This window comes from Bradyrhizobium oligotrophicum (assembly GCF_051168495.1).
GTDB lineage: Bacteria > Pseudomonadota > Alphaproteobacteria > Rhizobiales > Xanthobacteraceae > Bradyrhizobium > Bradyrhizobium oligotrophicum_A.
On sequence record NZ_JBNPVB010000031.1, the window covers coordinates 30,846 to 56,231 of the forward strand.

The following is a 25,386-nucleotide window of genomic DNA, read 5'->3' on the forward strand; positions in this document are numbered from 1 at the left end:
TCGATCGAAGCCGGGCAGGGCCGTTGGGCTCGCGGGCTTTGCATCGCGAAGTGGATTTGTCGCGAGGTCTCAGCTGAGGCCGCGATCACCCATCGACAGGCCTGACACAGGCCCGTCGTCGCGGTGAAAGCTCCTTGCCTGGTGGTGATCAGTGCGGCGGCATCGCGATGGTGCAGGAGGCCGTTGCGCTATGTCCATTATTTCACGTGCCGTTTTACAACTTATGATTGCTGCGATCGTCGCCAGTGTTGGCAACCGGCATGCGTCCGCGCAGCTGATCCCCCAGCAGCCCGCGGGGCCCGCGGCGACCCGCTCGCTCATCGTGCCGGTCGCACCGGCACCGGTCCGTCCGGGCGCCGCGGCACCAGGGCCGCCGCGTCCGGCCGGCCTGCCCGCGTCGCTGTCGCCGGCGCCCGGCAGCGGCCCCGATGTGTGGCGGCTGCCGAACCCCACCGACGTCAATGAAGGCACGGTCACCATCATCACCGCACCGGCCGGCGGCGCCACCTCGGTGTTCGGTTCCGACATGGCGCGCGTGCTGGACGACCAGTCGAACATCCGCGTGCTGCCCGTGCTCGGCAAGGGCCCGGTGCGCAACGTCTCCGACATCCTGTTCCTGAAGAGCATCGACATGGGCGCGGTCGCCGCCGACGTGCCCGAATTCTACCGTCTGCAATACGGCATCCCGGACATCACCTCGCAACTGCGCTACATCGCGCGGCTCTATCACAGCGAGATTCACATCATCGCGCGGTCCTCGATCCGCTCGATCTTCGATCTCAACGGCAAGCGCATCATCGCGCCGACCGATGTCGGCTTCTATTCCGCGCGGGTGATCTTCAACCGGCTGAACCTGACGGCCACGTTCGATTACGCGACCGACGATGCAAAGTCGATCCAGAAGCTGGTCGACGGCGAGGCCGACGCCTACATCGTCTCGACCGGCAAGGTGTTCCAGCTCGCCCGCGCCATCCGCAACGACAACCGCGCGCTGCATCTGGTGACGATTCCCTACGATCGCCGGCTGCAGAACCTCTATCTGCCGACGACGCTGTCGTCGGACGACTATCCGAACCTGCTCAATCCCGGCGAGACGATCGAGACCGTGGCGATCGGCATGCTGCTCGTCAGCTACAACTGGCCCGAGAATACCGAGCGCTATCGCAAGGTGGCGCGCTTCGTCGACGCGTTCTTCGCCAATTACGACGAGTTCATGAAGCCGCCGCGGCATCCGAAATGGACGGAATCGAGTATCGTCGCCGCCATTCCCGGCTGGAAGCGGTTCAAGGCCGCGGAAGACTGGCTGGTCGCGCGCAACATGGTGCCGCGGCGCGAGGTCGCCGACGTGCAGCAGGCGCAGTTCGAGAGCTTCGTGCGCCAGAGCGGCGGGCAGCTGTCGAACGATCCGGCCGAGCGCAGCGCGCTGTTCCGCCAGTTCCTGCAATGGCGCCAGCAGCACGGCGGCCCGCCGACGCCGACGCGCTGAAACTCACACCGCCTGACCAGCTTTCAGCAGAGAGCAGCCGGTGATCTTGAGGCTGCCGTCGGGCTGGACCTGCAGCGTATAGAGCGCCTCCCAGGCCTCGCCCTCGGCATCGATGATCTGGACACGCTGCGCGATGCTGCCGTTCTCAATCTGGGACGGCCCGAACTCGAAGCTGCGATGGCGATAGACCGGCGGGTAGCCGCTCCTGACCATCGCCATGAAGATCTCGGCGCTGGGAAACAGCGCCTGGATCTCCGGCGCCGCCTGGGCATAGGCGGTCGCGCCGTCATCGTGGGCGAAAGCCTGCTCCTGGGCGCGGATGACACGCTGCGCCGCGCTGGCCTCCTCGGCCGCGCCGGCCGGGCAAGCCAGCAGTGACAACAGCAAAGCGAGCGACACCAGACTGCGCATCGTCGGGCCTCCATCGGCGGATTGCGATGTCGTATCATGCGCCACGCGGCGCGCGTGACAAGCCTGGCGTGGCCCGCCAATGTCGCAGACTGGCGGCGATCCCCGGTCCGGACCGTGTCGGCGCCATCAAGCCCGCGCGAGGACCGAGCCATGCATCCGGCGCGGTGCCGGCCGCGCCGCCGCCCGCTTGATCTGGCATGGCCCGGCGCGAATCGTGCATGCATGGCCGCGACCGAAGCAGGAGCAGCATGACCGACTTTTCCAAGACCCGAGCGCTCTTCACCATCCCCGAAGGCGTGATCTATCTCGACGGCAATTCGCTCGGCGCGCTGCCGTCGGCGGTGCCCGCCCGCGTCGGCAGCATGATCGCGGCGGAGTGGGGCGGCGAACTGATCCGCGGCTGGAACAGCGCCGGCTGGATGGTGCAGCCGCGCCGCGTCGGCGATCGCATCGCGCGGCTGATCGGCGCTGCGCCCGGCACGGTCGTGATGGGCGATACGCTCTCGATCAAGGTGTATCAGGCGCTCGCGGCCGCACTCTCGCTCAATCCGAACCGCCGCGTCATCCTGTCCGACAGCGGCAACTTCCCGTCCGATCTCTACATGGCGCAGGGCCTGGTCCGCATGCTCGGCGACCGCGCCACCTTGAAGGTGGTCGAGCCCGAGGCGGTCGAGGCCGCGATCGATGACAGCGTTGCTGTGCTGATGTTGACCGAGGTGGACTATCGCACCGGCCGCATGCACGACATGACGGCGCTGACGGCCAAGGCGCATGCCGCCGGCGCGCTCGCGGTGTGGGACCTCGCGCATTCCGCCGGCGCGGTGCCGGTCGATCTCGCAGGCAGCGACGCCGACTTCGCGGTCGGTTGCACCTACAAATATCTCAATGGCGGGCCCGGCGCGCCGGCCTTCATCTATGTCGCGCCCCGCCATGCCGACGTCGCGCCGCCGGCGCTGTCCGGCTGGATGGGCCACGAGGCGCCGTTCGCCTTCGATCTCGACTATCGCCCGGGCGGCGGCATCGAGCGGATGCGGATCGGCACGCCGCCGATCATCGCACTCGCAGCCCTCGATGCGGCGCTCGACGCCTGGGACGGCGTGTCGATGCCGGACGTGCGCGCGGCGTCGATCGCGCTGTCAGAGCTGTTCATCGCCGAGGTCGAGCGACGCTGCCCGTCGCTGACATTGGCCTCGCCGCGTGACCCCGCGCGACGCGGCAGCCAGGTGTCGTTCCGGCATCCCGACGGCTATGCGATCATGCGGGCGCTGATCGCGCGCGGCGTCATCGGCGATTTCCGTGCCCCGGATGCGCTGCGCTTCGGCTTCACGCCGCTCTATATCGGCGAGGCCGAGGTGCGCGGCGCCGTCGACATTCTCGAGAAGGTTCTCGCCGAGCGGCTGTGGGATCGGCCCGAATATCGCCAGAAGGAACTCGTGACGTGAGCAACGCGCCCTACGATCCCGCCGCCGACGGCGCGCAGATGAATTTCCGCGAGCGCATGTCCTATGGCGACTACCTGAAGCTCGACCGCCTGCTCGACGCCCAGGCGCCCTTGTCCTCGGCCCATGACGAGATGCTGTTCATCATCCAGCACCAGACGTCCGAGCTGTGGATGAAGCTCGCGATTCACGAGATCAAGGCCGCGATGGCGGCGATCGCGCGCGACGACGTGCAGCCCGCGTTCAAGATGCTGGCGCGGGTGTCACGCATCTTCGAGCAGCTCAACGGCGCTTGGGACGTGCTGCGCACGATGACGCCGAGCGAATACACGCTGTTCCGCGACAAGCTCGGCGAGTCCTCCGGTTTCCAATCGTTCCAGTATCGCTCGATCGAATTCCTGCTCGGCAACCGCAACCTGGCGATGCTGCGTCCGCACGCGCATCACCCCGAACTGACGGCAGAGCTGGAATCGATTCTTGCCAAGCCGAGCCTCTATGACGAGGCCCTGCGGCTGCTGGCGCGGCGCGGCTTCTTCATCGGTGCCGATGGACAGCGCACCGATTGGCGCGGCACGCGCGGCGAGAGCCCGGAGGTGGCGGCGGCCTGGATCAGCGTGTATCGCGATCCGCAGCGGCATTGGGAGCTGTATGAGCTCGCCGAAAAGCTGGTCGATTTCGAGGACTATTTCCGCCGTTGGCGCTTCAACCACGTCACCACGGTCGAGCGCATCATCGGCTTCAAGACCGGCACCGGCGGCACATCAGGCGTGAACTATCTGCGCAAGATGCTGGAGATCGTGCTGTTCCCCGAACTCTGGAAGCTGCGCACCGGGCTGTGAGGCGGGCGATTGCATATGATGCCAAGTTCGAGTTCGGCTCCCTCCGCAGTCATGGCCGGGCTCCGTCCCGGCCATCCACGTCGTTCCGTAACCCGGGAAGGACGTGGATGCCCGGGACGGACCCCGGGCATGACGACGTGGAGACAGGCTCGCGAAAAACTCAGTTTGTAATATGCGATAGCCCTTGGGCCGTGAGGCTCGCGCACGCACTCATTCGATCAGGAGATTTTCCATGCTCTACGCCGTCAAGGACTGGGACAACGCCTATGCCAACGGCCCAAACATCGTCGGCGGCGATCGTTGGCCCGGCTTGTGGGTCGCGCCCGCGGAAGCGTATCGCGCCGAACTGGCGGGGCGGGGTCGCGCAACGCTCGACATCGCCTATGGTGCGCATGAGCGCCAGCGCCTCGATCTGTTCCTGCCCGAAGGCAGGCCAAAGGGGCTCGTCGTGTTCGTGCATGGCGGCTACTGGATGCGGCTCGACAAGAGCTTCTGGTCGCACCTTGCGAAGGGACCGATCGCGCGCGGCCACGCCGTGGCGATGCCGTCCTATCGGCTGTGCCCAGAGGTCGGCATCGCCGACATCTCGGCCGACGTCGCGCAGGCGATCGCCCGCGCAATGGACGAGGTTGATGGCCCGGTGGCGCTGACCGGCCATTCCGCGGGTGGCCATCTGGTCAGCCGCATGATCTGCCGCGGCGCGCCGCTGTCGGCCGACCGGCAGGCGCGCATCACCGGCGTGGTCTCGATCTCCGGCCTGCATGATTTGCGCCCGCTGCAGCGGACGGCGATGAACGAGACCTTGCATATCGACGACGCCACGGCTGCGAAGGAAAGCCCGGCGCTGCTGGCGCCCGTCGATGGCGTTGATGTCACCGCCTGGGTCGGCGGCGCCGAGCGCAACGAATTCCGCCGCCAGGCCCAGCTGCTCGCCAACATCTGGACCGGGCTCGGTGCCTCCACCGCCTATGTCGAAGCGCCGGATCGGCACCATTTCGACGTGATCGACGAGTTGGCGGATCCGGATGGTGAGTTGGTGAAGGCTTTGGTGGGATAGCTGCCGGCCGCCGCAATCGCGAGCGATCGTCACATCGCTCGCGATGCCTACAGCGCGTCGTTGAGCAATCGTCGCGCGGACTTCAGGCCTTGCTGGTCGCGCTTGTAGAAGATCCAACCCTTGACCCGCCTGGCCTTGACGAGGCCGGCCGCGACCAGCACGCGCATATGCTCGCCCAACGTCGGCGCCGATACGCCGAGCTTTTCGGCAATGAACAGCCCGCAGACTCCATTCTTGACGAGGTCGCCGTCATGTGCGGGACCGGACGGGCTTCGTTCGCGCCGAGGCGGCGTAATCGTCACAGCCAATAACTGCTATCGACATAACTCATTATGGAACGCCGTTCCGGGTCGCTAGTCTTCTCGGGTGTTGGACGCTGATTTCATCCAGCATGTTTCATTTTGGGCGGGAGCTCCCGCCTTGCTCGGGAGTGATCGATATGCCAGTCCGACGTCCGAGTGTGGCCGAGCTGCAGCAGGCTGCACGTGAGATCGGCCTCGATCTCGATGATGCCGATGCGCGGTCGTTCCTTGCGTTGATGCAGGGTCAGCTCGACGCCTACGATCTCGTCGACGAGATGGTCGCGCCGCTGCCTGAGGTCAAATATCCGCGGACCCAGGGCGTTCGTCCGCGGCCGGAGAATAATCCATTTGGCGCCTGGGCGGTCACCGCTCGTATCGATGGCGCCACCCACGGCAAGCTCAAGGGCAAGCGCGTCGCCATCAAGGACAATGTGTGCGTCGCCGGTCTTCCCATGATGAACGGGGCTTCCATCCTCGAGGGCTACGTGCCTGAGATGGACGCGACCATCGTCACCCGCCTGTTGGACGAAGGCGCGGAGATTCTCGGCAAGTCGGTGTGCGAATATTACTGTGCATCAGGCGGCAGTCACACCTCCGCCAATGGCGTCGTCGAGAATCCGGTCGTGCCGGGCTACAACGCCGGCGGATCATCATCCGGATCCACTGCATTGGTCATGGCCGACATCGTCGACATGGCCACAGGAGGCGATCAGGGCGGATCGATCCGCATTCCCGCCTCCTATTGCGGCGCTGTCGGTCTGAAGCCGACTCATGGCCTCGTGCCCTATACCGGCATCTTCGCCGTCGAGCTGACGGTCGACCACGCCGGACCGATCACCCGCACGGTCGCCGACAATGCGCTGATGCTCGAGGTGATGGCAGGGCCCGATGGGCTCGATCCGCGGCAGCGCGGCGCGCCGGCGCAGCCTTATACGCAGGGATTGGGGCAAGGCATTGCGGGCCTGCGTATCGGCGTGGTGCCCGAGGGGTTCGGCACCGCCGGCGCCGAGACGGAAGTCGACGATCGCGTGCAAGAGGCGGCCGGCCGTCTCGCAGCCAAGGGCGCCGAGATTCGCGAGGTCCATGTGCCGCTCCATGCCGCCGGCGCGGCGATCTGGACGCCGATCTTTCTCGAAGGCGCCACCGACCTGATGATGCGCGGCAACGCCTATGGCACCAACATGAAGGGTGTATTTCTCGAGAGCCTGCTGGATGCACATGCACAGTGGCGGGACCGGGCCGATGAGTTGTCCGAGACATTGAAGCTCGGCATCCTGACCGGCCACTACATGTCGTCGCGCAACCGCGGCCGGTACTACGGCAAGGCGCAGAACCTCAACCGGTTGCTGACCGCGGACTACGATCGCGCCCTCGGGCAAGTCGATCTGCTTCTGATGCCGACCACGCCGATGGCTGCGACGCGGCTGCCTCCCGCCGGAGCGTCCCGAGAGGAGGTCATCGGCCGCGCATTTGAAATGGTGGGGAATACCGCGCCGACCTGCCTCACGGGGCATCCCGCGATTTCCGTCCCGGTCGGCAAGACATCGGACGGCCGGCCGATCGGCGCGATGCTGATCGCGCGCCACCTCGATGAGATGACGCTGTACCGGGCAGCCGCGGCGCTGGAGGCTTGCTATCGATGAGGCCGCCGACGCTCCCGAGACACGAAGCCCATACCGACCGCGGATGAGAGCTACGACTTGGCGACGGGCGGAAGCAGCCCCACCAAGGCCGACAATCCCCGGATCCGGTGGTCCGGTTCGAGCCCGAGCTCGTCCATCTGCGTCCGCATCGCCTTGAACATTGTCAGGGGGGGAACAATGGCGCTGTTTTCGCAGGCGATGGCCATTGCCTCGGGGGTGACCCGCTCGATCCACGCGACCGTCAATCCGACCGCCTTGGCACCAATTGCGTCCCACGGGTTTGACGAGACGAACAGGACTTCGGAAGGGTCGGCGCCGAGTTCGGTTTCGATCAAGCCATAGGCGTCCGGACTCGGCTTGAATGTCCTCTTGACGTCGACGCTGATGGTCTTGTCGAGGAGGCGGTCGAGTCCGGTGTTGCGCACCAACGTGTTCAGCATCGACGGGGCGCCGTTCGAAAGGATCGCCAATGTCCGGCCCTGGAGCTGCTCCAGGGTGGGCAGCGTGTCCGGGTAGGGATCGAGGTGGACATATTTGTCCATGATCTTCTCGAACAGAACCTCTTCGTAGCGAAGCCCGAGGATTCTCAAGGTGTAGACGAGGGATTGGCGGGTCACCGCCTCGAAATCCTCGTAGCGCCGCATCAGCGAACGCAGCCAAGTGTATTCGAGCTGCTTCATTCGCCAGATTTGCGTGATCATGTCGCCATGGCCGGGGAAGGCCTGATCAGTGACCGATGTAACGGATTGAATGTCGTAGAGTGTGCCGTAGGCGTCGAAGACGACGGTGGTAATCGCCACTGGATTGTCCTCCTTCCGGAGTGATGGTGACCGTGGAACAGGGGCTTCTTGCGACCTGGACTTCGCGCGTGCCTCAGGACTGCCGGTGCGGCCTCTGGCGCCAAATGCCGCAAGTCTGGTCTTTACGAACAGGGGGGCAACCGACAAAGTGAATTATGACGATGTCGGTATCGTCTTTTTCGATAGCGGAGATTCTCGTGAATTTCGATATCGACTGCCTGAGATCGTTTCTCGTGATTGCGGATACGATGAGCTTCTCGCGAGCCGCAGAGGCCGTGGGGCGATCGCAGTCGACGATCAGCCAGCAGATGACCAAGCTGGAGATGCAGGTGGGCAAGCCGCTCTTGACGCGGCGGAAGGGCCGGGTTCTGGAGCTCACTATCGAGGGCGATCGCTTCGTCCAATATGCGCGGCGCATCCTTCAGCTCAACGACGAAGCCTACGCCTCGATGTGCGACGACGTCCTGGTCGGCTTCGTCCGGCTCGGCGTGCCGCTCGATTTCTTCGGGCGCGATTTCACGACATGGCTCGCCCGGTTCAAGAGAAAGAATCCGATGGTGGGTATCGAGGTCGACGCCAACCAGTCGGAAAGCCTGATGAAGCGGAGCGCGCGGGGCGAATTCGACCTCGCATTCTTCAAGCAGGAAACCGGGGCCACCAACGGCACTTCCGTTCTGACGGAGCAATTGGTCTGGGTCAGCGGGCCGAACTACACCCCCAATGACGCGTCGATCCCGCTCGTCCTTTTTCCCGACGGCTGCGCGTATCGACGTTTCGCCGTATCATCTCTGAAGCAACACGACCGGCGTTGGCACCTCAGCTTCGTCAGTCCGAGCTTCGAATGCCTGAAGGCTGCAACGCTCGAGGGATTGGGAATCACGGTTCTGGCGCGGGCGTTGGTGCAGCCGCCGCTGCGGGTCATCCGGCAGGATCTCGGCCTGCCCCGCCTGCCGACCGTCGAGCTCGCCTATGCGTGCGGTGGCCGCACCAATTCGCGGACCGTCGGCGAATTGACCACGTTCCTCGCCGAGCGGCTGATGGGCGCGAGCGTGCAGCCTTAGTCGGGATGCGCGCGGGCCTCGTCCGCAGGAGCAAAATCCGCGCGCCGGCACGGCAGGTGGCCTCGTTGGCGAAGGCGGAGTTCACCTTTCCGCCACCGCATCGCCCCAGGCATGGAAGATCTCGGTCGCGCCGCTGTTGACGTCGCCCTCGCGCATCACGACGCTGGGGCAGGCGAACTTCATCGGCATGGTCTGCACCGGCGCCGGGAAGGTCTCGAACTTCACGGCGAGCGCGTCCATCACGTCCGACGGCAGACGCGTATCCGCGCCGACGATGTCGCCCTCGCTGGCGTCGATGCGGGGGTGATGGATCGCGGCATCGAGGTCCATGCCGTAGTCCATCACGAATGACAGCATCTGCGCCACCGCGGGCAGGATGCGGCGGCCGCCGGAGGCGCCGAGCGCGAGGCGGCGGCCATCGGCTGCCTGCGCCAGCACGGGCGTGTAGTTGGTGAGGCAACGCTTGCCCGGCGCCAGCGAGTTGGTCGAGCCCGGTGTCGGGTCGAACCACATGATGCCGTTGTTCATCATGATGCCGCTCTGCGGCGCCTGGAATTTGGAGCCGAAGCCCGACAGCAGGGTCTGCGTGACCGCGGCCATGTTGCCGTCGCGATCGACGACCGAATAATGCGTGGTGCAGGCGGGCGCGAGATATTCGGCGCCGATCGCCCGTTTTCCCGCGGCATCGCCCATGTCGTTGAGGCGCTCGCGATAGGCGGATTGCAGTGCCTCGGCATAGGCGATGAAGGCGCTTGCGTCCGGCGCTTTGCCTGATGCGGCGACGCTCGCCTGCATCAGCCGCAACGCATGCGCCAAGGTCGGGCCGGCGGTGAGTTCGGGCGTCGCGAACACCGTGCCGCCGCGATAGGGAATGCGCAGGGGATCGCGCACCTGCGCCTCGAACGCGGCGAGATCCTCGACCGAGAGCGCGCCGCCGGCGGCCTGGATGTCGCGGGTCAGCGAGCGGGCGATGTCGCCCTGATAGAAATCGCGCGCGCCCGCATGCGCGAGATGCGCCAAGGTCGCCTTCAACTGCTGCTGCGGCAGCCGCACCACCGCCTTGGCGCCCCATTGCGGGTTCGGCGGCAGGCCGTCCTTCAGATAGACCGCGGCGCTGCCGGGATAGCGGCGCAGGTCGGCGGCGCAACTCGAGATCATCACCGTCGTCCACCAGTCGACCAGCAGGCCGTCGGCGGCGAGCTTGACGCTGGGCGCGACGACATCGTGCCACGGCAGCCGGGCGTAGCGGCGATGCGCGGCCTCCAGGCCGGCGACGACGCCGGGCACCGCGATCGCGCCAGGGCCGTGCAGGTTGCGGTCGTCCTTGACGCGAGGCCAGGGGAAGATGTCGGCCGCGACGCTGCCGTCATTGGTCAGCGGATAGTCCTCGACGCGCAAGCTATCCGGAGCGCGCATGCCGTAGTCGATGACCTCGACGCGGTTCTCCTTGGCGCGGTACAGCACCATCGCGCCGCCGCCGCCGAGCCCGCTCATCCACGGCTCGATCACGCCGAGCGCAAAGCCGGTCGCGATCACGGCATCGATACAGTCGCCGCCGGCCGCCAGCACCTCGGCGCCGATCTCGGCCGCGCGCCGCGACTGCGCGGCGACGATGCCGCCCTTGCTGGTCACCGCCGGCTTGCGGATCTCCTGGCGATTGGAAAACTGGTTCGACATGTCACTCCCCGTAGATCCGCCTCAATTGCCGGGCGAATTGACACCGGACGGCGCCGACACACAATCGGCAACAGCGTGGGGCTCCTCAGCCCATGGGGAATGACGCGGCACCGCGTTGAGGAGAAATTTACCATTGGCGCGCTATGGTCTCCGGCAGACCAGATCGATTTCGATCAGCGCGTCATAGGCGAGGCCGGTAACGCCGACGCAAGTGCGGGCCGGCAGCCGGTCGACGGGGAAGAATGAACGGTAGGTTTCATTCATTGCCGCGTAATCCCGCTTGAACTCGGTCAGGTAAATCCGAGACATCACAATATGTTCAAGGCCAAGGTTGAGACCTTGGATGATGTACTTCAAGTTCTGCATCACCGCCTTCGTCTGAGCCACGATGCCGTCCGGCAGCACGCCCGGGGCTTCGGGGGAGTCCGGCATTTGGCCCGTGACGAACACGAAGCCATCGGTCTCCACGGCGTGACTGAACGGCGCCACCGGTCGGGTCGCGCCGGAGATCATGTGGAACTGCATGTTGGGGTCCTTCCTGTGAATGAATGAGTAGCGTGGGCAAAGCGGCGCCGCAGGCGACGCGTGCCCACCATTGTGAGCCGCGGTGGGCACGGCGCGGGATGAATCATGTGTGATGTCGCGGCATTGCGGGCGCGCCTTTGCCCACCCTGCGATTCGAGGTGAATTCAGCTTGCATCCTCGAACAGCCGCTTGCTCAGGATCGCGTGGACGCCCCAATTGCCGTCGACCACTTGGGTGACGCCGAAGTCGACAGCCGCCGACATCAGCGCGACGGCCTCGTCTTCGCTGAGGCCTTTGATGTGCATGAGAAAGCGCCGCATCTTGCGGAATGCGTCCTTCATCGCGAGGTCGAGCGAGGACGTCGCGTAGACCTCGCTTTGGCCCTGCGCGCCGAACTCGGCGAGATAGTTCGGGTGGCTGAAGCCGGTCAGCACCCAGTCGGTCGCGGTCTCGATCAGCGGATAGGTGAGATCGGCAAACGGTTGTCCGGCAAGCTGGCTCTTCTTGTGCAGGATCAACTGGAATGTGCCCGTCATCGAGCATTCGATCGCGGTGCCGCCGAGTTCGCCGTCGCCTTGCGTGGCGTGGGGATCGCCGACCGACAGCAACGCGCCGGGCACCGCGACCGGTAGATACACTGCAGAGCCCTTGCCGAGCCGCCAATTGTCGAGATTGCCGCCGAAATAGGACGGCGGGATCGAATCGACGAAATCGGCCTCGCGCGGCGCGACCGCGATGACGCCGAAATGCGGCCGCAAGGGAATGCGGATGTTGTCGAGGACGCCGTGGCGGCGCTTGATGCTGCCGGGCGCCACCGGCACGCCGGGATAATCGTAGGTCGCGTGCACGATTCCGGCCGGATCGGTCTGCGGCTCCCAGCGGTAGGAATAGAGTGCGCGCGCGTGCGGCTCGGGCGCCTCGGCGAAGATCTCGTAGATCGTCACCGCCTCGCGCGGGGCGGGTGCGGCGATCAGCTCGTTGTAGTGATAGCCCCACCACGCCGCGACGCTGGAGCCGAACACGCGGCCTTCATGTGTGGGATTGCGGCTCGGCCGCGGCACGATGTCGAGGATGCGGACCTCGAGCACGTCGCCGGGCTGGGCGTCCTTGATCGCGACGGGACCGGTGCAGATGTGCACGCCAAAGCCTTCGCCGGCGCCGCGGCCAAACACGCTGGCGTCCATCGGGCCGGCACCGCGGCGGTCGACGTTCTTCTTCGCACGCGTCCAGCCGAACACGCTGAGCGCGCCGTCGTCGCCGGATATCATCAGCTCCGGATCATCGGAGGCATGCTGGGTCAGGGTTTCCACGGTGATCGTATCGCCGGAGGAAATCTCCAGCTGCGGCGCCAGCGAGCGGCTGAAATAGCCCCAATGCACGCGCTCGGCCGACACCGCGAGGTGATGGTGATGGCGCTGTTGCGCATCCCGGTCGTTGGCCGGTGCGGGCAGGGCGACGTCGCCCCTCGCTGCCGCCGGGCTCTGACAGACGCGCTGCAGCGCCAGCGCATCCTGCGGCCAGCCGCGCTGGCCGCGCGGAGCCGTCGAGGTCACGGCCTGCTCGGCTTTCTGCTGCCGGAACTCGCGCGGCGACAGGCCGAAGCGGGCGCGGAAGCTGCGGCTGAAATGCGCTGAATCCGCAAAACCCCAGCGGTAGGCGATCTCCGAGATCGAGTGATGGGCTTCGGCCGGATTGGAGAGGTCGGTCCAGGTCCTCTGCAGCCGGCGCTCGCGGACATAATGGCTGAAATTGTCGCCGGTGCCTTCGAACAGCTTTTGCAGGTAACGCTCGGAAATGCCCTCCGCCTGGGCGACGCTTGCGGGCGTGAGATCGGCGTCATCGAGCCGGCGTTCGATGGCCTGGCAGATCCGGTGCAGGATCGCCGCTTGGGTCGCGCTGCTGCCCGTCTCCGAGACCGGCGCGGCCTGCTGATGCGCGAGCGTCAGCAGCAGATCGACCAGGCTCTGCGCAACCGTGCTCCATTCGGCGTCGCTCAGCGTTTCCAGCGCCCGTGCGGTGGCCTCTATGGTGCGGCACACGACGTCGGCCAGTCCGCTCGGCGCGATCACCTGCGGTTTGGCAAGCTTCAGCCGGCCGCCGATGCGGCCGTGGAGGGCTGTTGACGTGACCGACAGCACGATGATGCGCAGGTCGCGCTGGAACGCGATGCTCCAATCGGCCGTGCGCGGCAGCAGCATCAGATGGCCCGACGGGACGATGCGATGGCCGTCGCCGCTGCGCAGCACCGCGCCGTCCTCGATCGCGAGCAGGGCGAGCGGGAGATCCTCATGCGCCAGCGGCGCCGCAGCCACGGCCTGCGAGCCGGCCGACAGCCGCGACAGCGCGATGCCCGGCGCATGGCGATGCGAAGCGGTGGCGTGGCCATCATAGAACGGTGACTTCGCCGCCGGCTGCAGCCCGACCGCGTTCAGCACGTCGCGCCACGCGTCAGGACGCTCGCCCTCGGCATAGGATTCGCTGGTGAACGGACGGAAACTCATGGCACGCCCCGGGTCGGGGAATTCGAAGCAACCCCCGTGCCAGATGAGCCTGACGGTTTGCCGTTTCTGCGGCCGAGCGCAGACAAGATCACTCACACCGGAACACGTTCTTGCGGATGGTGCCGTGGACGCCCCAATTGGCGTCCACCACCTGGGTGACGCCGAAGTCCGCACCGACCGACAGCAGCGAGATCGCCTCGTCTTCGCTCAAATGATGCACCGTCATCAGGAAGCGGCGGAGTTTTCGGAAGGCGTCGCGCATGGCGCGGTCGAGGCTGGAATGGTTGGCGATTTCGGTCTGGGCGTTGGCGCCGAGCTCGGCGAGATAGTTCGGATAGGTGAAGCCATAGACCGACCAGGCCTGGTCGGTCTCCAGCAGCGGATGGGTGAGGCCTTCGAGCGCGGTGCCGCCGAGGTCGTTCTTCTTGTGCAGGATGAACTCGAAGTCGCCGGTCAGCGAGGTCTCGATCGCGGTGCCGCCGAGCTCGCTGTCGCCCTGCGCGGCATGGGGATCGCCGACCGAGAAATACGCGCCGGGCACGGCGACCGGATAATACATCCGCGCGCCCTTGCCGATGCGCCAGTCGTCGATGTTGCCGCCGGTGTAACTCGGCGGAATCGACGACACGTAGTCGGCTTCGGACGGCGCCAGCCCCATGGTGCCGAAATGCAGCCGGGCCGGCACCTTGACGTTGGGCAGGATGTTCTCGCGCTTCTTGATCGTCGCGTGGTCGACCGGCACGCCGGGATAGTCGATGGTCGGATGCACGATGCCGTCGGGGTCGGTCTGCGGCGTCCAGACGTAGTTGTAGACGGCTTTGGCGAACGGCTCGCCGGACGTATCCAGCTCGAAGATGGTGATGACCTCGCGCGGCTTCGGCTCCTCGATCAGGTCGTGATAGTGAAAGCCCCAATTGGCGGCGGCGTTGGAGCCGAAGCACTTGCCGGCGTGGCAGCCGCACTGGCTGGGCCGCGGCTTGATGTCGAGGATGCGCACCTCCAATACGTCGCCGGGCTCGGCGCCTTCGATCGCGACCGGGCCGGTCAGCAGATGCACGCCGATGCCTTCGCCGGAGCCGCGGATGAACGGGCCTTCGGTCGGGCCGGAGCCGCGCCGTGCGACCGCCTTATGCTCCTTGGTCCATTTGAATACGCTCTCGGCGCCGGGATCGTCCTTGATCATGCGCTCATAGTCGTCATTGGCGTGGTGCGTCAGCGTCTCGATCGTGGCGCGGTCGCCGGAGCGCAGGGTGAGCGCGGGCGTCACCACCTTGGAGAAATAGCCCCAATGGATGGTCTTCGGGGACACCGGCAGCAGATGGTGCTTCATGCGAGGGCCTCTTGGATTGGACGCGAGATCGTTGCCGTTGACGTAAAGGATGAGCTCATGCCACCGCGTCCTTCGGCCGCTCGGCATCCATCACCGAGAGGAAGCGCGCGGTCAGGGGATGGCGCGGGTTCGACAGCACCTCGTGCGCCGGTCCCTCTTCGAGGATCACGCCGCCATTGAGGAAGGCGACGCGGTCGGCGACCTCGTCGGCAAAGCGGACCTGATGCGTCGAGATGATCATGGTGAGGCCGTCATCGATGGCCAGCCGGCGGATCACCTCCAGCACCTCGTTGACCAGTTCGGGATCGAGCGCCGAGGTCGGCTCGTCCAGGAGCAGCACGCTCGGATTCGGCGCCAGCGCGCGGGCGATGGCGACGCGCTGCTGCTGGCCGCCGGACAGATGCCGCGGCAGGGCATCGGCGCGGTGGGAGAGGCCGACGCGCTCCAGCAGTTCGGCGGCGCGGCGCTCGGCCTCGAAGCGGCCGAGGCCGTGCACCCAGCGCAAGGGACCTGCGACATTCTCCTTCGCGGTCAGATGTCCGAACAGGTTGAACTGCTGGAACACCATGCCGACGCCGACATTGGCGCGCTCATTGGCGATCGCACGCGGCGTCAGCTTGCGGCCCTGCTCGTCGAAGCCGAGCTTGCGGCCGCCGACGCTGATCTCGCCGGCATCCCAGTTCTCCAGATGATTGATGCAGCGAAGCAGCGTGCTCTTGCCGGAGCCGGAGGGGCCGAGCAGCGCGATCACCTCGCCGATGCGCACCGTGAGATCGAGGCCGTCGAGCACTTTGTTGCCGTCATAGGCCTTGCGCAGGTGCTTGACCTCGACCGCGACGTTGTTGCGGGCGATGGTGGCGGCGCGCCGGGCGCGGTCTTCGATCGAGAGCGCCAGTGGCGGCGTCTCCTTCAGTTCGGCGGGTTCGGGCGGCGCAGTCTCGATGGCAGGGGCCGTCTTCGCTGCGAGCTCCAGCTTCGTCGCCAGATCGACGCGTCGCCACGGCAGATAGTCTACGAGCTTCCGCTGCTTCGCCGTGCGGTCGAGGTCGAGCAGCCATTCCAGCGCCAGCTGGATGACGCTGATCGCGCCGGTCAGCACGAGATAGATCAGGCCGGAGGCAAAGAAGATCGAGAAGAAGTCGAAGGTGGAGGAGGCCAGCTGAGTCGAGCGCAGGGTCAGTTCCTGCACGGCGATGACCGAGGCGAGCGAGGAATTCTTCAACGCGCTGACCGCCTCGTTGCCGAAGGCCGGGATCATGGTGCGGATCGCCTGCGGCGCGATGATCCGGCGCATCAGCACGGAGGGTGTCATGCCCAGCGCCTGGCCCGCCAGCAGCTGGCCGCGATCGACGCCGAGCACGCCCGAGCGCAGCATCTCGGCGATGAACGGCGCCTCGTTGCAGGCGAGCGCAAGGCCCGCCGCCAGCACCGCCGGCAGCTTGATGCCGATATGCGGCAGCGCGTCGTAGGCGAACACCATCTGCAGGATCAGCGGCGTGCCGCGGAAGATCACGGTGTAGCCGCGCGCGATCGCCGCCAGCAGCCAGAACCGGCTGAGCTGCATGCCGGCGAGAATGATGCCGAGGATCAGTCCGCCGATCAGTCCGAGCGCGGTGACCTGCAGCGTGAGCTCGATGCCCATGAGCAAATACGGCATGCTGAGATAGTGCAGGAAGAGGGACATCGATGATCAGTGCCTGATGAGTGCCGTGGTGTCGTAGGGTGGGCAAAGGCGCGAAGCGCCGTGCCCACCGCGGTCGTCCGGAAAGTGATGGTGGGCACGCTGCGCTTTGCCCACCCTACGTAGTCCCATCGTGCGGCATCGGCGGTCTTTACCTCGCCCCGCTTGCGGGGAGAGGTCGGATTGCATCGAAAGATGCAATCCGGGTGAGGGGGCTCTCCGCGAGTCCGGTGCTCGTGGCGGCCCCTCACCCCAACCCTCTCCCCGTAAAGAACGGAGAGAGGGGGCAACACCGTCTGCTTCGTTTGGGCCCGTCGCCACGAACCGCAAGCTGCCAGTTAGTCCGCCGTCAAAATGTCCGGCTCCTTGAAGTTCGCCGGATCGAGCTGCCACTTCTTCAACAGCTCCTGATGGATGCCTTCCTTCTGGACCTCGATCAGCGCGGCGAGCACGGCGTCGCGGAATTTCGGCTTGTCCTTCGGCACGGCGATGCCGACCGAGTAGGGGATGGTCACGGCGATCGCCTTCTCCAGCTTGTCCGGATAGGCCTTCACCGCCTGGTCGACCGTGTTGACGTCGTTGACGTAGGTGTCGGCGCGCCCGGCGAGGATCGCCTGGATGCAGTTGGCGTTGTTGTCATAGAGCTGCAGGGTCGGCTCGGGCTTGCCGGCGGCCTTGCATTGCGGAGCGAGATCCTGGATCAGCGGCACCTCGACATAGCCGGTGTTCTCGGCTGCGGCCGCGCCGCACATCGACATGTTGATGCCGGTGATGCCCTTCGGGTTGCCCTTGGGCACCAGCACGCCGTCGAACACCTTGGAATAGGTGATGAAGTCGGCGGCCTTGGCGCGCTCCTTGGTGGCGTAGATGTCGGAGATGACGATGTCGGCCTGGCCGCTCGCCAGCGTCGTCAGCAGCGCGGCGAAGGTCACCGCCTTGTAGGTCAGCTTGAAGCCGAGGCAGTCGCCGATGGCCTCGCCGAGGTCGATGTCGAAGCCGACATATTTGCTCGGATCCTTCGGGTCGATCGATTCGTAGCCGGGGGTGTGCGGGTTGATGGCGTTGACGAGCGTCTTGCCCTTCCAATCCGGATATTTTTCCTTCAGCGCCGCGCAGCCTGCGGGCGTCGCCGCATGCGCGCCGATGGGTGCGAGAAGTCCCGCAGCAAGGATGACGCCGAGCGTGGCAAGCCACGCGCGCCGCGCCCGAGTGAATAGCTTCGTCTGCATTGGTGCCAGCTCCTTCGAACGATGATGGGTCGCGTTGGTCCGGCGGTGCATGGGTGCCGTCGTTCCGGTCCAAGCTCGAAGGCAAGCTTAGGTGTGGCCTTGCACGACTGACTTGTCCGTGGGCGCACAAAATATTGGATCGGGCCGGTGTAAGAAATGAGCAGGCCTTGCCCAAAACCGCGCCGCTGCGGCGAGCTGTCGCGTGGGGTCGGCGATGTGACCGTTTTTTTGAAATACAGAAATAAGCTGGCGCGCATGCCGTGGGCGCGGGCCGCGCTAGCGCCTAGATGGCAGAGACGGTGAGTCACGCGCCAGGATCGCGGTGCCGCCCGCTGCGCTTGGTCCATGCGAATGTGCATTGCGATAACTCATGCCTCAGGCTTGGCGGCAGCGGAGCTGCCGACTACGATGCGGCACGAATGTGCTCATCTGTTTGTTGAGGTGTCTGCAATGCTGTTCCGTTTTACGGGACAACCATCACTTGGCCAATACGCAGTGCGGACACTGATCGTCACAGCCTACGCCGTGATCTTCGCGCCTGTCGTGATGATCGTGGTGACCAGCTTCTTCGCGCAGGAGATCGTCAGCTTTCCGCCGCCGGGGCTGTCGCTGAGATGGTACGCGAACGCGCTGAGCAAGCCGGAATTCTTGCGCGGCCTGATGACGAGTTTGCAGGTCGCGCTGCTGGCGACCGTGATCGGCGTGCCCATCGGCACCGCGGCGGCGCTCGCCATCGTGCGCGGCGAGTTCCGCGGCCGTCAGGCGCTGTCGTCGTTCCTGCTGGCGCCGCTCGCCGTGCCCGGCGTGGTCGCCGGCTCCGGTCTCTACATGTTCTACGTGCTGGCAGAGGACCTGCTCGACCGCGACATCAAGGCGACGACGGAGGGCCTCGTCGCCGCGCATGTGCTGCTCGCCATTCCCTGGACGGTGCGTCTCGTCGTCGCCAGCCTGCAGGGGCTCGACCGTGCCGCCGAGGAGGCTGCCGCCAATCTCGGCGCCAGCCCGTTCACGGTGTTCCGCCGCATCACTTTGCCGATGATGCGTTCCGGCATCGTCGCAGCCGCCATGTTCTCCTTCATCCAGAGCTTTGAGAATCTCGACCTGTCGATGCTGCTGGTCGGACCCGGACGGATCACACTTCCTGTTGCCATGCTGAACTATCTCGAATTCCGCATCGATCCGACGCTTGCCGCCGTCGCCACCGTGCAGATCGCGCTGGTCGGCATCCTGATGGTCGTGACCGACCGCTTCGTCAAACTGTCGCGGGTGGTGTGATGGCGCAGCTCATCATCGAGAAGCTGACCAAGCGCTTCGGCGCCTCCGTCGGTGTGGAGGGGCTGGATCTCGCGGTGAATCAGGGCGAACTGGTCGCGCTGCTCGGCCCGTCCGGCTGCGGCAAGACGACGACCTTGCGCATGGTCGCCGGCTTCCTGCCGCCAACCAGCGGCCGCGTGCTGTTCGACCGCGAGGACGTGACGCATCTGCCGGCCTACAAGCGGTCGACCGGCATGGTGTTCCAGTCCTACGCGCTGTTTCCGCACATGAGCGCGGCCGACAATGTCGGTTTCGGCCTGGAGATGCGCGGCCTCAACGCGGCCGAGCGCAAGGCGAAGGTCGCCGACGCGCTGAAGCTGGTGCGGCTGTCGCATCTTGCCGACCGGCTGCCACGGCAATTGTCCGGCGGACAGCAGCAGCGCGTGGCGCTGGCGCGGGCGCTGGTGATCAATCCGCGCATCTTCCTGCTCGACGAGCCCCTGTCGAACCTCGACGCCAAGCTGCGCGCCGAGGTGCGGCTGGAGATCCGCGCCCTGCAGCAGCGGCTTGGCCTGACGACCTTGATGGTGACGCATGACCGCGAGGAGGCGCTGACCATGGCCGACCGTCTCGTGGTGATGGAGGGCGGCCGCGTGCGCCAGATCGGCACACCGCAGCAGCTGTATGATTCGCCTGATGATGCGTTCGTCGCCGACTTCGTCGGCCGCTGCAACATTTTGGCTGGCCGGCGCGAGAATGCGGGCCAGTTTCGCACCGGCGGTGGTCTGCTGTTGCCGGTCGATGTCGCCGGCGGGGAGCGCGCCGATGCCGATGCGTTCGCGCTGCGTCCGGAGCGCATTGCCATCGTCCCGGGCGAGTCGGGCGAGGTGCGTGGCCGCGTCCAGGCGATCACCTATATGGGTGCGCAGACCGAATATGTGGTGGCGATCGGCGACGAGACGCTGATAGCTGTCAGGCCGACTCCCGATGCCGGCGAGCCGCTGGCCGCCCTCAAGGCCAACGATTCCGTGTCCCTGCAGTGGGACCGCAAGATCCCGCGTCTCGTGCCGCAAACATTGTCCTGATCATCCCAAGCGAGAGGTTTTTCCCATGATTTCGCGACGTCATTTTCTCTCCGCCAGCGCCGGCGTCGCCGCGCTGGCCTCCGGCGTGCCCACTGCCCGCGCCGAGGGCGGACAGCTCGTGGTCGGCACCTGGGGCGGCGACTATGGCCAGTTGCTGTCCGACATCATCGACAAGCCGCTCATGGCGCCGAAGGGTTATGAGATCGTGCAGGATGTCGCGAATGCCGATCCGCGCAAGACCAAGCTGCTGGCCGAGCGGCAGAGTCGCCGCGGCTCGATGGACGTGTCCTGCCTGTCCGACAACGACGCCTACATCGTGTCGCAGTCCGACGTGTTCGAGAAGGTCGACGCGGCGCAGGTGAAGCGGCTCGACAAGGTGTTTCCGGAGCTCAGGAGCGAGATCGCGATCCCGCACATCTATTCCGCGCAGGTGATCCTCTACAACACCAACCAGGTGAAGACGCCGCCGCAATCCTTCGCCGACCTGTGGGATCCGAAATGGCGCGGCCGCATCGGCCTGTCCGACATTCTCTATCCCAACAACACGCTGGCCGCGGCGCTCGCCGGCGGCGGCGGCATCGGCAATCTCGATCCGGCGGAGAAGAAGCTGATGGACTGGCGCTCGCTCGACGTGAAGATCTATCCCTCGAACGAGGCGCTGGCTTCGGCGCTGAAGTCGGAGGAGGTCTGGATCACCACGATGTGGCTGGCCCGCGGCTTCATGTGGAAGAAGTCGGGCATTCCGCTTGGCCATGTTGTGCCGAAGGAAGGCACGCCGGCGGTCGTGTTCCAGGCCTCGGTGCCGAAGAACGCCAAGAACAAGGCCGGCGGCTTCGCCTATCTCGACGCGATGCTGGATGCCAAGGCGCAAGGTGGCTTCGCCGACAAGATGGGCTATGTCCCGACCGTCACCGACGCCGTGCTGCCGGAGGATCTCGCCAAGCAGGTCAGCCTCACCGAGGCCGAGCGCGCGCGGCTGTTGAAGCCGGACTATGCCTACGCCGCCGGACGGTCGCAGCGCACGCTCGACTTCTGGAACAAGGAGTTCAAGGCCTAGGGAAAATCACGATGGCACTGCTGGTTGTCCCTGCCTGTCTGCTGGTTCTGGCTCTGCTGATCGGGCCGATGATCCTGATGTTCCGGATCTCGCTCAATCAGTTCAGCCCGACCCAGCTGATGATGCAGGCGCTGTCGCCGGACAATTACATCAAGGCAGCGACCGATCCCTATTATCAGCAGATCATCCTGGCGACGCTCGGCATCGCGCTGCTGTGCACGGTGCTGACGCTGATCCTCGCCTTTCCGGCGGCGTATTGGCTCGGCCGCATGGAGAGCCGCTGGAAGAGCCTCGTCGTGATCGCGACCCTGTTTCCGCTGCTGGTCGGCAACGTCGTGCGCTCGGCCGGCTGGATGGCGTTGTTCGCGCGCGACGGGCTTGTCAATACGGTTCTGATGAAGCTCGGCGTGGTCTTCGCGCCGCTGGAGATCATGTACACGACCAAGGCGGTCATCATCGGTATCATCGCCGTGGTGCTGCCCTACATGATCCTGACGCTGTCGGCGGTGATCGAGAGCATTCCGCGCGATCTGGAATATGCCGCCGCCAATCTCGGCGCCTCCGGCGCGCGCGTGTTCTGGCGGGTGATCCTGCCGCTGTCGGTGCCGGGCGTCGCCGCCGGATCGATCCTGGTGTTCGTTTTGTGCATGAACACCTATGCAACGGCGGTGCTTCTCGGCGGCCCGCGATTCAAGATGATGGCGCCTGCAGTGTATGACCAGTTCGTGCGCGGCAACAACTGGCCGATGGGTGCCGCGCTCGCCTTCATGCTGCTGGCGGTGACCATGGCCTTCACGGTGTTCGGCAGCGTCGCGTTCGCGCGCCGCTACAGGACGGGGTAGGGCGAAGAATGTGTGGCGCGAGGACTTCACAGCGCGCGCGGTGGAACCTCGCCCCGCTTGCGGGGAGAGGTCGGATGGCATCGTCAGATGCCATCCGGGTGAGAGGGGGTACAGGTCTCACCACATACACTCCCCGCGCGGCTGCCCCTCACCCCAACCGTCTCCCCGTAAGAACGGGGAGAGGGAGCTTACCGCGCTCTTGGCTTGCACATTGGACTAACAAGGAACATCGCAATGACGGATCAAGCGACGATGCTGCCGGGCGATGAGCTCGCCTTCATCCGCAACAAGGGTGCGGCGCCGATCGTGCCGAAGGCGACGAGGCGGGATCGCGGCATCGGGCCGTTCAAGCGGCTGGCGCTGCGCGGCGCCACCGTGATCGACGGCACCGGCGCGCCGCCGATCGGACCCGTGGACATCATCGTCGAGCAGGGGCGCATCGTCAGCATCAAGAAGGTCGTGGGCTACGGCTATGCCGGCAATGCCGGCGAGCCCGCCGATCACGAGATCGACTGCCGCGGCAAATGGGTGACGCCGGGCTTCGTCGACTGCCACGCCCATGCCGGCGTCGCCTATCACTCCGCCAATGGCTGGGTTCCGCCGGTCGACTACGTCTACAAGCTCTGGCTGGCGCACGGCGTCACCACGGTGCGCGAGATGGGGTCGATGAACGGCTTGTCCTGGATGCTCGACCAGAAGCAGCGCGCCGAGAGCAACAGCATCGCGTCGCCAAGGCTGCTCGCCTATGCATACTTCCCGGCCGTCAACGATATGGTCAAGACGATCTACACGCCGGAGCAGGGGCGAGAGTGGCTGCGTCAGGTCAAGGAGCGCGGTGCCGACGGCATCAAGTTCTTCGGCGCGCCGCCGGCGATCATGGAAGCCGCGCTCGACGAATGCAAGACGCTGGGGCTGCGCACCGGCTGTCACCATGCCCAGATGGCGGTGTCGCGCATGAATGCGCTGACGACGGCGAAATGGGGCCTCACCAGCGCGGAGCATTATTACGGCCTGCCGGAGGCGCTGTTCGAGGATCGCGTCGTCCAGAATTTCCCGCTCGACTACAATTACACCGACGAATATTTCCGCTTCTCGGTCTCCGGCCAGATGTTCAAGCAGGGCGCCGAGCCGGGCTCGGCCAAGTGGAACGAGGTGCTGGAGCAGTTTTTGGAGATCGGCTTCACCTTCGTGCCGACGTTTACGATCTACGACGCCAACCGTGATCTGATGCGGGCGCGCCAGGCCTATTGGCACAAGGAATACACCTGGAAGTCGATGTGGGACTATTTCACGCCGCAGCGTGGCGGCCACGGCTCGTACTGGTATCGCTGGTCGACTCAGAACGAGATCGAGTGGAAGGAGAATTACCGGCTCTGGATGGCGTTCATCAACGAATACAAGAACCGCGGCGGCCGGGTCTGCACCGGCTCGGATTCTGGCTTCATCTACCAGATCTTCGGCTTTGGCTACGTCCGCGAGCTCGAGCTGCTGCAGGAGGCCGGCTTCCATCCGCTTGAGGTGATCCGCTCGGCAACGTCGCAGGGCGCGGCGCTGTGCGGCCTCGAGGGTGAGATAGGCACCATCGACGTCGGCATGCGCGCTGACATGCTGGTGCACGACCACAATCCGCTGACCGACTTCAAGCTGCTCTATGGCACCGGCGCGATGCGCTTCAACGACGCGACCAATGCGGTCGAGTGGCATCGCGGCCTGAAATACACGATCAAGGACGGCATCATCTACGACACCGGGGAACTGCTCGCCGACGTGCGCGAGCTGGTCAAGGCGAGCTGGGAGAGCGACGTGCCGGAGAAATACGCCGCGAAGGATGCCGCGGCGCCATGAGCGTCGATGTCATCGACTTTTTCGTCCTCACCGGCTTTCTCGGCTCGGGCAAGACGTCGCTGCTGCGCGATGTGTTAAGTGCGGAGACCGCGTCCGACACCGCCGTGATCGTCAACGAGGCCGGCGAGATCGGGCTCGATGGCGTCCTGCTGCGCGAGAGCGGCGACGATGTGCCGATGGCGATGCTGTCGAACGGCTGTGTCTGCTGCCAGGTCGGCAGCGACCTCGCCTTCACCATCGACCGCCTGATCATGGCGCCGCGTCCCGCCGGCCTGCCGCCGCTCCGCCGGATCATCCTGGAGACATCGGGCCTGTCGATGCCCGGCCCGGTGCTGCGACAGCTCGCGACCTTGGCCGAGCATCGCATGCGCGTCGCCGTCATCGCGACTTATGATCTCACGCGCGGGCTTGCGGTGGCGACGTTCGAGGAAGCCGCAGCGCAATGGGCGGCGGCACATCGGATCATCGCGACCAAAGCGGATCTCGCACCGCAGGCGTCGACTGAAGCGCTGGTTGCGATCGCGCAGCTCAATCCGGTCGCTGAGGCGATTGCCGATGCCGATCGCGCGGCCGTCGTGTCGGCCGCCTTCGCGCCGCTCACGGCGTCGCTGCCGTTGCGTGAGGTCGCGCCCGAACTGGCCGCGGCGCATCCGCGCCTCGCGCTCTGCCTCGTCCGTCCGCTGTCTGAGATCGCTTACGCTGATCTCGCCAGCTGGCTCGACAATGTGGCAGGCCGGCTCGGCGAGCGGCTGCTGCGCATCAAGGGGCTCGTGAAGGTGCACGAGGCGCCGCGCCCGCTGCTGGTGGAAAGCGTCGGCACGGTGTTCTCGCCGCCGCGGCAACTGACGGCCGCGACGCCGCCATCGCCCTTCATCGTCGTGATCGCGCGCGACATCGTCCGCGCCGAGCTCGAACAGGTCGAGCCGACAGGGTTGTTCACGTTCTCCTGGCGCGAGCCGGAGAGCAGAACGGCGGCGCCGCGCGGCATTCGCGCCGAGTGGGTCACCTGAACACTTGATCTGCAGCGCCATTGCGATGCGTGACGTTCGGCATCACCTGCGGCCGTCCTTCGAGACGCCCGCCAAGAGGCGGGTTCCTCAGGACGAGGATCGTGTGCACGGCGAACTCTCGGACCCTCCATGAGCACGCTGCTCCTGGTCTACGTGCAGCGCCGGCTTGGGAGTTTGCCTCTCTCCACGAGCTCGCTGCTCACAGTCAATGTGCCGCGCCGGTTTCGGGGCCGGTCCCTCTCCATGAACACGCCGCTGATGACCAACCTGCTGCGCCGATCTCGGAACCCGAACCTCAGAACCATGAGGCCG

22 protein-coding genes are annotated in these 25,386 nt (G+C 65.8%); 13 read left to right on the top strand and 9 right to left on the bottom strand.

Annotation, left to right across the window (positions count from 1 at the left end; genetic code table 11):
• Positions 1-223 precede the first annotated feature (223 nt).
• A complete protein-coding gene (locus tag ACQR1B_RS34260; protein WP_434837312.1) occupies positions 224-1,486 on the top strand; it encodes a TAXI family TRAP transporter solute-binding subunit in 1,263 nt (420 codons plus the stop codon).
• 3 nt (positions 1,487-1,489) lie between these two features.
• Here the strand turns inward: ACQR1B_RS34260 and ACQR1B_RS34265 are convergent, their stop codons facing one another.
• Complete coding sequence (locus ACQR1B_RS34265) at positions 1,490-1,897, bottom strand: DUF4864 domain-containing protein (RefSeq protein ID WP_434837311.1); 408 nt, start codon at positions 1,895-1,897, stop codon at positions 1,490-1,492.
• A gap of 248 nt (positions 1,898-2,145) precedes the next feature.
• Here ACQR1B_RS34265 and kynU point away from each other — a divergent pair, with 248 nt between their 5' ends.
• The 3 genes from kynU to ACQR1B_RS34280 all read left to right on the top strand — a co-directional run bounded on the left by kynU (position 2,146) and on the right by ACQR1B_RS34280 (position 5,232).
• Positions 2,146-3,339, top strand: coding sequence for a kynureninase (kynU, locus tag ACQR1B_RS34270; RefSeq protein ID WP_434837310.1), 1,194 nt, complete (start codon positions 2,146-2,148; stop codon positions 3,337-3,339).
• The gene (gene kynA, locus ACQR1B_RS34275) at positions 3,336-4,175 is read left to right on the top strand and encodes a tryptophan 2,3-dioxygenase (protein ID WP_434837309.1); all 840 of its coding nucleotides are present in this window, start codon (positions 3,336-3,338) and stop codon (positions 4,173-4,175) included. Before kynU ends, kynA begins: the two co-directional genes overlap by 4 nt.
• A 232-nt stretch (positions 4,176-4,407) precedes the next feature.
• Positions 4,408-5,232: an alpha/beta hydrolase gene (locus ACQR1B_RS34280; RefSeq protein WP_434837308.1), complete on the top strand. Its 825-nt coding sequence runs from the start codon at positions 4,408-4,410 to the stop codon at positions 5,230-5,232.
• Positions 5,233-5,279: 47 nt separating this feature from the next.
• Here the strand turns inward: ACQR1B_RS34280 and ACQR1B_RS34285 are convergent, their stop codons facing one another.
• Positions 5,280-5,534, bottom strand: a complete 255-nt coding sequence (locus ACQR1B_RS34285) for an ArsR/SmtB family transcription factor (RefSeq protein ID WP_434837338.1) — start codon at positions 5,532-5,534, stop codon at positions 5,280-5,282.
• Between the two features lie 137 nt (positions 5,535-5,671).
• Here ACQR1B_RS34285 and ACQR1B_RS34290 point away from each other — a divergent pair, with 137 nt between their 5' ends.
• Positions 5,672-7,177, top strand: coding sequence for an amidase (locus ACQR1B_RS34290; RefSeq protein ID WP_434837307.1), 1,506 nt, complete (start codon positions 5,672-5,674; stop codon positions 7,175-7,177).
• A gap of 50 nt (positions 7,178-7,227) precedes the next feature.
• Here the strand turns inward: ACQR1B_RS34290 and ACQR1B_RS34295 are convergent, their stop codons facing one another.
• A complete protein-coding gene (locus tag ACQR1B_RS34295) occupies positions 7,228-7,977 on the bottom strand; it encodes a haloacid dehalogenase type II (protein ID WP_434837306.1) in 750 nt (249 codons plus the stop codon).
• A gap of 197 nt (positions 7,978-8,174) precedes the next feature.
• Here ACQR1B_RS34295 and ACQR1B_RS34300 point away from each other — a divergent pair, with 197 nt between their 5' ends.
• Positions 8,175-9,038 carry a LysR substrate-binding domain-containing protein gene (locus ACQR1B_RS34300; protein ID WP_434837305.1) on the top strand — a complete coding sequence of 288 codons (864 nt, stop codon included), beginning with the start codon at positions 8,175-8,177 and terminating at the stop codon, positions 9,036-9,038.
• An 81-nt stretch (positions 9,039-9,119) separates the two neighbouring features.
• Here ACQR1B_RS34300 and ACQR1B_RS34305 read toward each other — a convergent pair whose 3' ends face one another.
• The 6 genes from ACQR1B_RS34305 to ACQR1B_RS34330 all read right to left on the bottom strand — a co-directional run bounded on the left by ACQR1B_RS34305 (position 9,120) and on the right by ACQR1B_RS34330 (position 17,981).
• A complete protein-coding gene (locus tag ACQR1B_RS34305) occupies positions 9,120-10,715 on the bottom strand; it encodes a gamma-glutamyltransferase family protein (protein ID WP_434837304.1) in 1,596 nt (531 codons plus the stop codon).
• A gap of 141 nt (positions 10,716-10,856) precedes the next feature.
• Positions 10,857-11,240, bottom strand: coding sequence for a RidA family protein (locus ACQR1B_RS34310; protein WP_434837303.1), 384 nt, complete (start codon positions 11,238-11,240; stop codon positions 10,857-10,859).
• Between the two features lie 164 nt (positions 11,241-11,404).
• Positions 11,405-13,741 carry an acetamidase/formamidase family protein gene (locus ACQR1B_RS34315; protein WP_434837302.1) on the bottom strand — a complete coding sequence of 779 codons (2,337 nt, stop codon included), beginning with the start codon at positions 13,739-13,741 and terminating at the stop codon, positions 11,405-11,407.
• 88 nt (positions 13,742-13,829) lie between these two features.
• Entirely contained in the window at positions 13,830-15,071 is a 1,242-nt protein-coding gene (locus ACQR1B_RS34320) for an acetamidase/formamidase family protein (protein ID WP_434837301.1), read from the bottom strand.
• A 55-nt stretch (positions 15,072-15,126) separates the two neighbouring features.
• Complete coding sequence (locus ACQR1B_RS34325) at positions 15,127-16,755, bottom strand: amino acid ABC transporter permease/ATP-binding protein (RefSeq protein WP_434837300.1); 1,629 nt, start codon at positions 16,753-16,755, stop codon at positions 15,127-15,129.
• Between the two features lie 335 nt (positions 16,756-17,090).
• Complete coding sequence (locus ACQR1B_RS34330) at positions 17,091-17,981, bottom strand: ABC transporter substrate-binding protein (protein WP_434837299.1); 891 nt, start codon at positions 17,979-17,981, stop codon at positions 17,091-17,093.
• Positions 17,982-18,431: 450 nt separating this feature from the next.
• On the opposite strand from ACQR1B_RS34330, the gene ACQR1B_RS34335 reads away from it, so the two are divergent.
• The 7 genes from ACQR1B_RS34335 to ACQR1B_RS34365 all read left to right on the top strand — a co-directional run.
• Positions 18,432-19,256: an ABC transporter permease gene (locus tag ACQR1B_RS34335; RefSeq protein ID WP_434837298.1), complete on the top strand. Its 825-nt coding sequence runs from the start codon at positions 18,432-18,434 to the stop codon at positions 19,254-19,256.
• Complete coding sequence (locus ACQR1B_RS34340) at positions 19,256-20,320, top strand: ABC transporter ATP-binding protein (protein ID WP_434837297.1); 1,065 nt, start codon at positions 19,256-19,258, stop codon at positions 20,318-20,320. Before ACQR1B_RS34335 ends, ACQR1B_RS34340 begins: the two co-directional genes overlap by 1 nt.
• Before the next feature lie 25 nt (positions 20,321-20,345).
• Complete coding sequence (locus tag ACQR1B_RS34345) at positions 20,346-21,377, top strand: ABC transporter substrate-binding protein (protein WP_434837296.1); 1,032 nt, start codon at positions 20,346-20,348, stop codon at positions 21,375-21,377.
• Between the two features lie 11 nt (positions 21,378-21,388).
• Positions 21,389-22,219 (top strand): ABC transporter permease, encoded by an 831-nt coding sequence (locus ACQR1B_RS34350; protein WP_434837295.1) that lies wholly within the window; start codon positions 21,389-21,391, stop codon positions 22,217-22,219.
• 234 nt (positions 22,220-22,453) lie between these two features.
• Positions 22,454-24,064: an amidohydrolase family protein gene (locus ACQR1B_RS34355; RefSeq protein WP_434837294.1), complete on the top strand. Its 1,611-nt coding sequence runs from the start codon at positions 22,454-22,456 to the stop codon at positions 24,062-24,064.
• On the top strand, positions 24,061-25,074 hold the full coding sequence (locus ACQR1B_RS34360; RefSeq protein ID WP_434837293.1) for a CobW family GTP-binding protein: 1,014 nt from the start codon (positions 24,061-24,063) through the stop codon (positions 25,072-25,074). The genes ACQR1B_RS34355 and ACQR1B_RS34360 overlap by 4 nt, the downstream gene beginning before the upstream one ends.
• Positions 25,075-25,203: 129 nt before the next feature.
• On the top strand, positions 25,204-25,386 hold a 183-nt coding region (locus ACQR1B_RS34365), incomplete at its 3' end, for a hypothetical protein (protein WP_434837292.1).

Excerpts from the sequence above, each read along its gene's own strand:
- ACQR1B_RS34260 (WP_434837312.1), top strand. The coding sequence starts at position 224 with ATGATTGCTGCGATCGTCGCCAGTGTTGGCAACCGGCATGCGTCCGCG.
- ACQR1B_RS34265 (WP_434837311.1), bottom strand. The coding sequence starts at position 1,897 with ATGCGCAGTCTGGTGTCGCTCGCTTTGCTGTTGTCACTGCTGGCTTGC.
- kynU (WP_434837310.1), top strand. The coding sequence starts at position 2,146 with ATGACCGACTTTTCCAAGACCCGAGCGCTCTTCACCATCCCCGAAGGC.
- ACQR1B_RS34280 (WP_434837308.1), top strand. The coding sequence starts at position 4,408 with ATGCTCTACGCCGTCAAGGACTGGGACAACGCCTATGCCAACGGCCCA.
- ACQR1B_RS34290 (WP_434837307.1), top strand. The coding sequence starts at position 5,672 with ATGCCAGTCCGACGTCCGAGTGTGGCCGAGCTGCAGCAGGCTGCACGT.
- ACQR1B_RS34305 (WP_434837304.1), bottom strand. The coding sequence starts at position 10,715 with ATGTCGAACCAGTTTTCCAATCGCCAGGAGATCCGCAAGCCGGCGGTG.
- ACQR1B_RS34310 (WP_434837303.1), bottom strand. The coding sequence starts at position 11,240 with ATGCAGTTCCACATGATCTCCGGCGCGACCCGACCGGTGGCGCCGTTC.
- ACQR1B_RS34315 (WP_434837302.1), bottom strand. The coding sequence starts at position 13,741 with ATGAGTTTCCGTCCGTTCACCAGCGAATCCTATGCCGAGGGCGAGCGT.
- ACQR1B_RS34320 (WP_434837301.1), bottom strand. The coding sequence starts at position 15,071 with ATGAAGCACCATCTGCTGCCGGTGTCCCCGAAGACCATCCATTGGGGC.
- ACQR1B_RS34325 (WP_434837300.1), bottom strand. The coding sequence starts at position 16,755 with ATGTCCCTCTTCCTGCACTATCTCAGCATGCCGTATTTGCTCATGGGC.
- ACQR1B_RS34330 (WP_434837299.1), bottom strand. The coding sequence starts at position 17,981 with ATGCAGACGAAGCTATTCACTCGGGCGCGGCGCGCGTGGCTTGCCACG.
- ACQR1B_RS34335 (WP_434837298.1), top strand. The coding sequence starts at position 18,432 with ATGCTGTTCCGTTTTACGGGACAACCATCACTTGGCCAATACGCAGTG.
- ACQR1B_RS34340 (WP_434837297.1), top strand. The coding sequence starts at position 19,256 with ATGGCGCAGCTCATCATCGAGAAGCTGACCAAGCGCTTCGGCGCCTCC.
- ACQR1B_RS34345 (WP_434837296.1), top strand. The coding sequence starts at position 20,346 with ATGATTTCGCGACGTCATTTTCTCTCCGCCAGCGCCGGCGTCGCCGCG.
- ACQR1B_RS34350 (WP_434837295.1), top strand. The coding sequence starts at position 21,389 with ATGGCACTGCTGGTTGTCCCTGCCTGTCTGCTGGTTCTGGCTCTGCTG.
- ACQR1B_RS34355 (WP_434837294.1), top strand. The coding sequence starts at position 22,454 with ATGACGGATCAAGCGACGATGCTGCCGGGCGATGAGCTCGCCTTCATC.
- ACQR1B_RS34360 (WP_434837293.1), top strand. The coding sequence starts at position 24,061 with ATGAGCGTCGATGTCATCGACTTTTTCGTCCTCACCGGCTTTCTCGGC.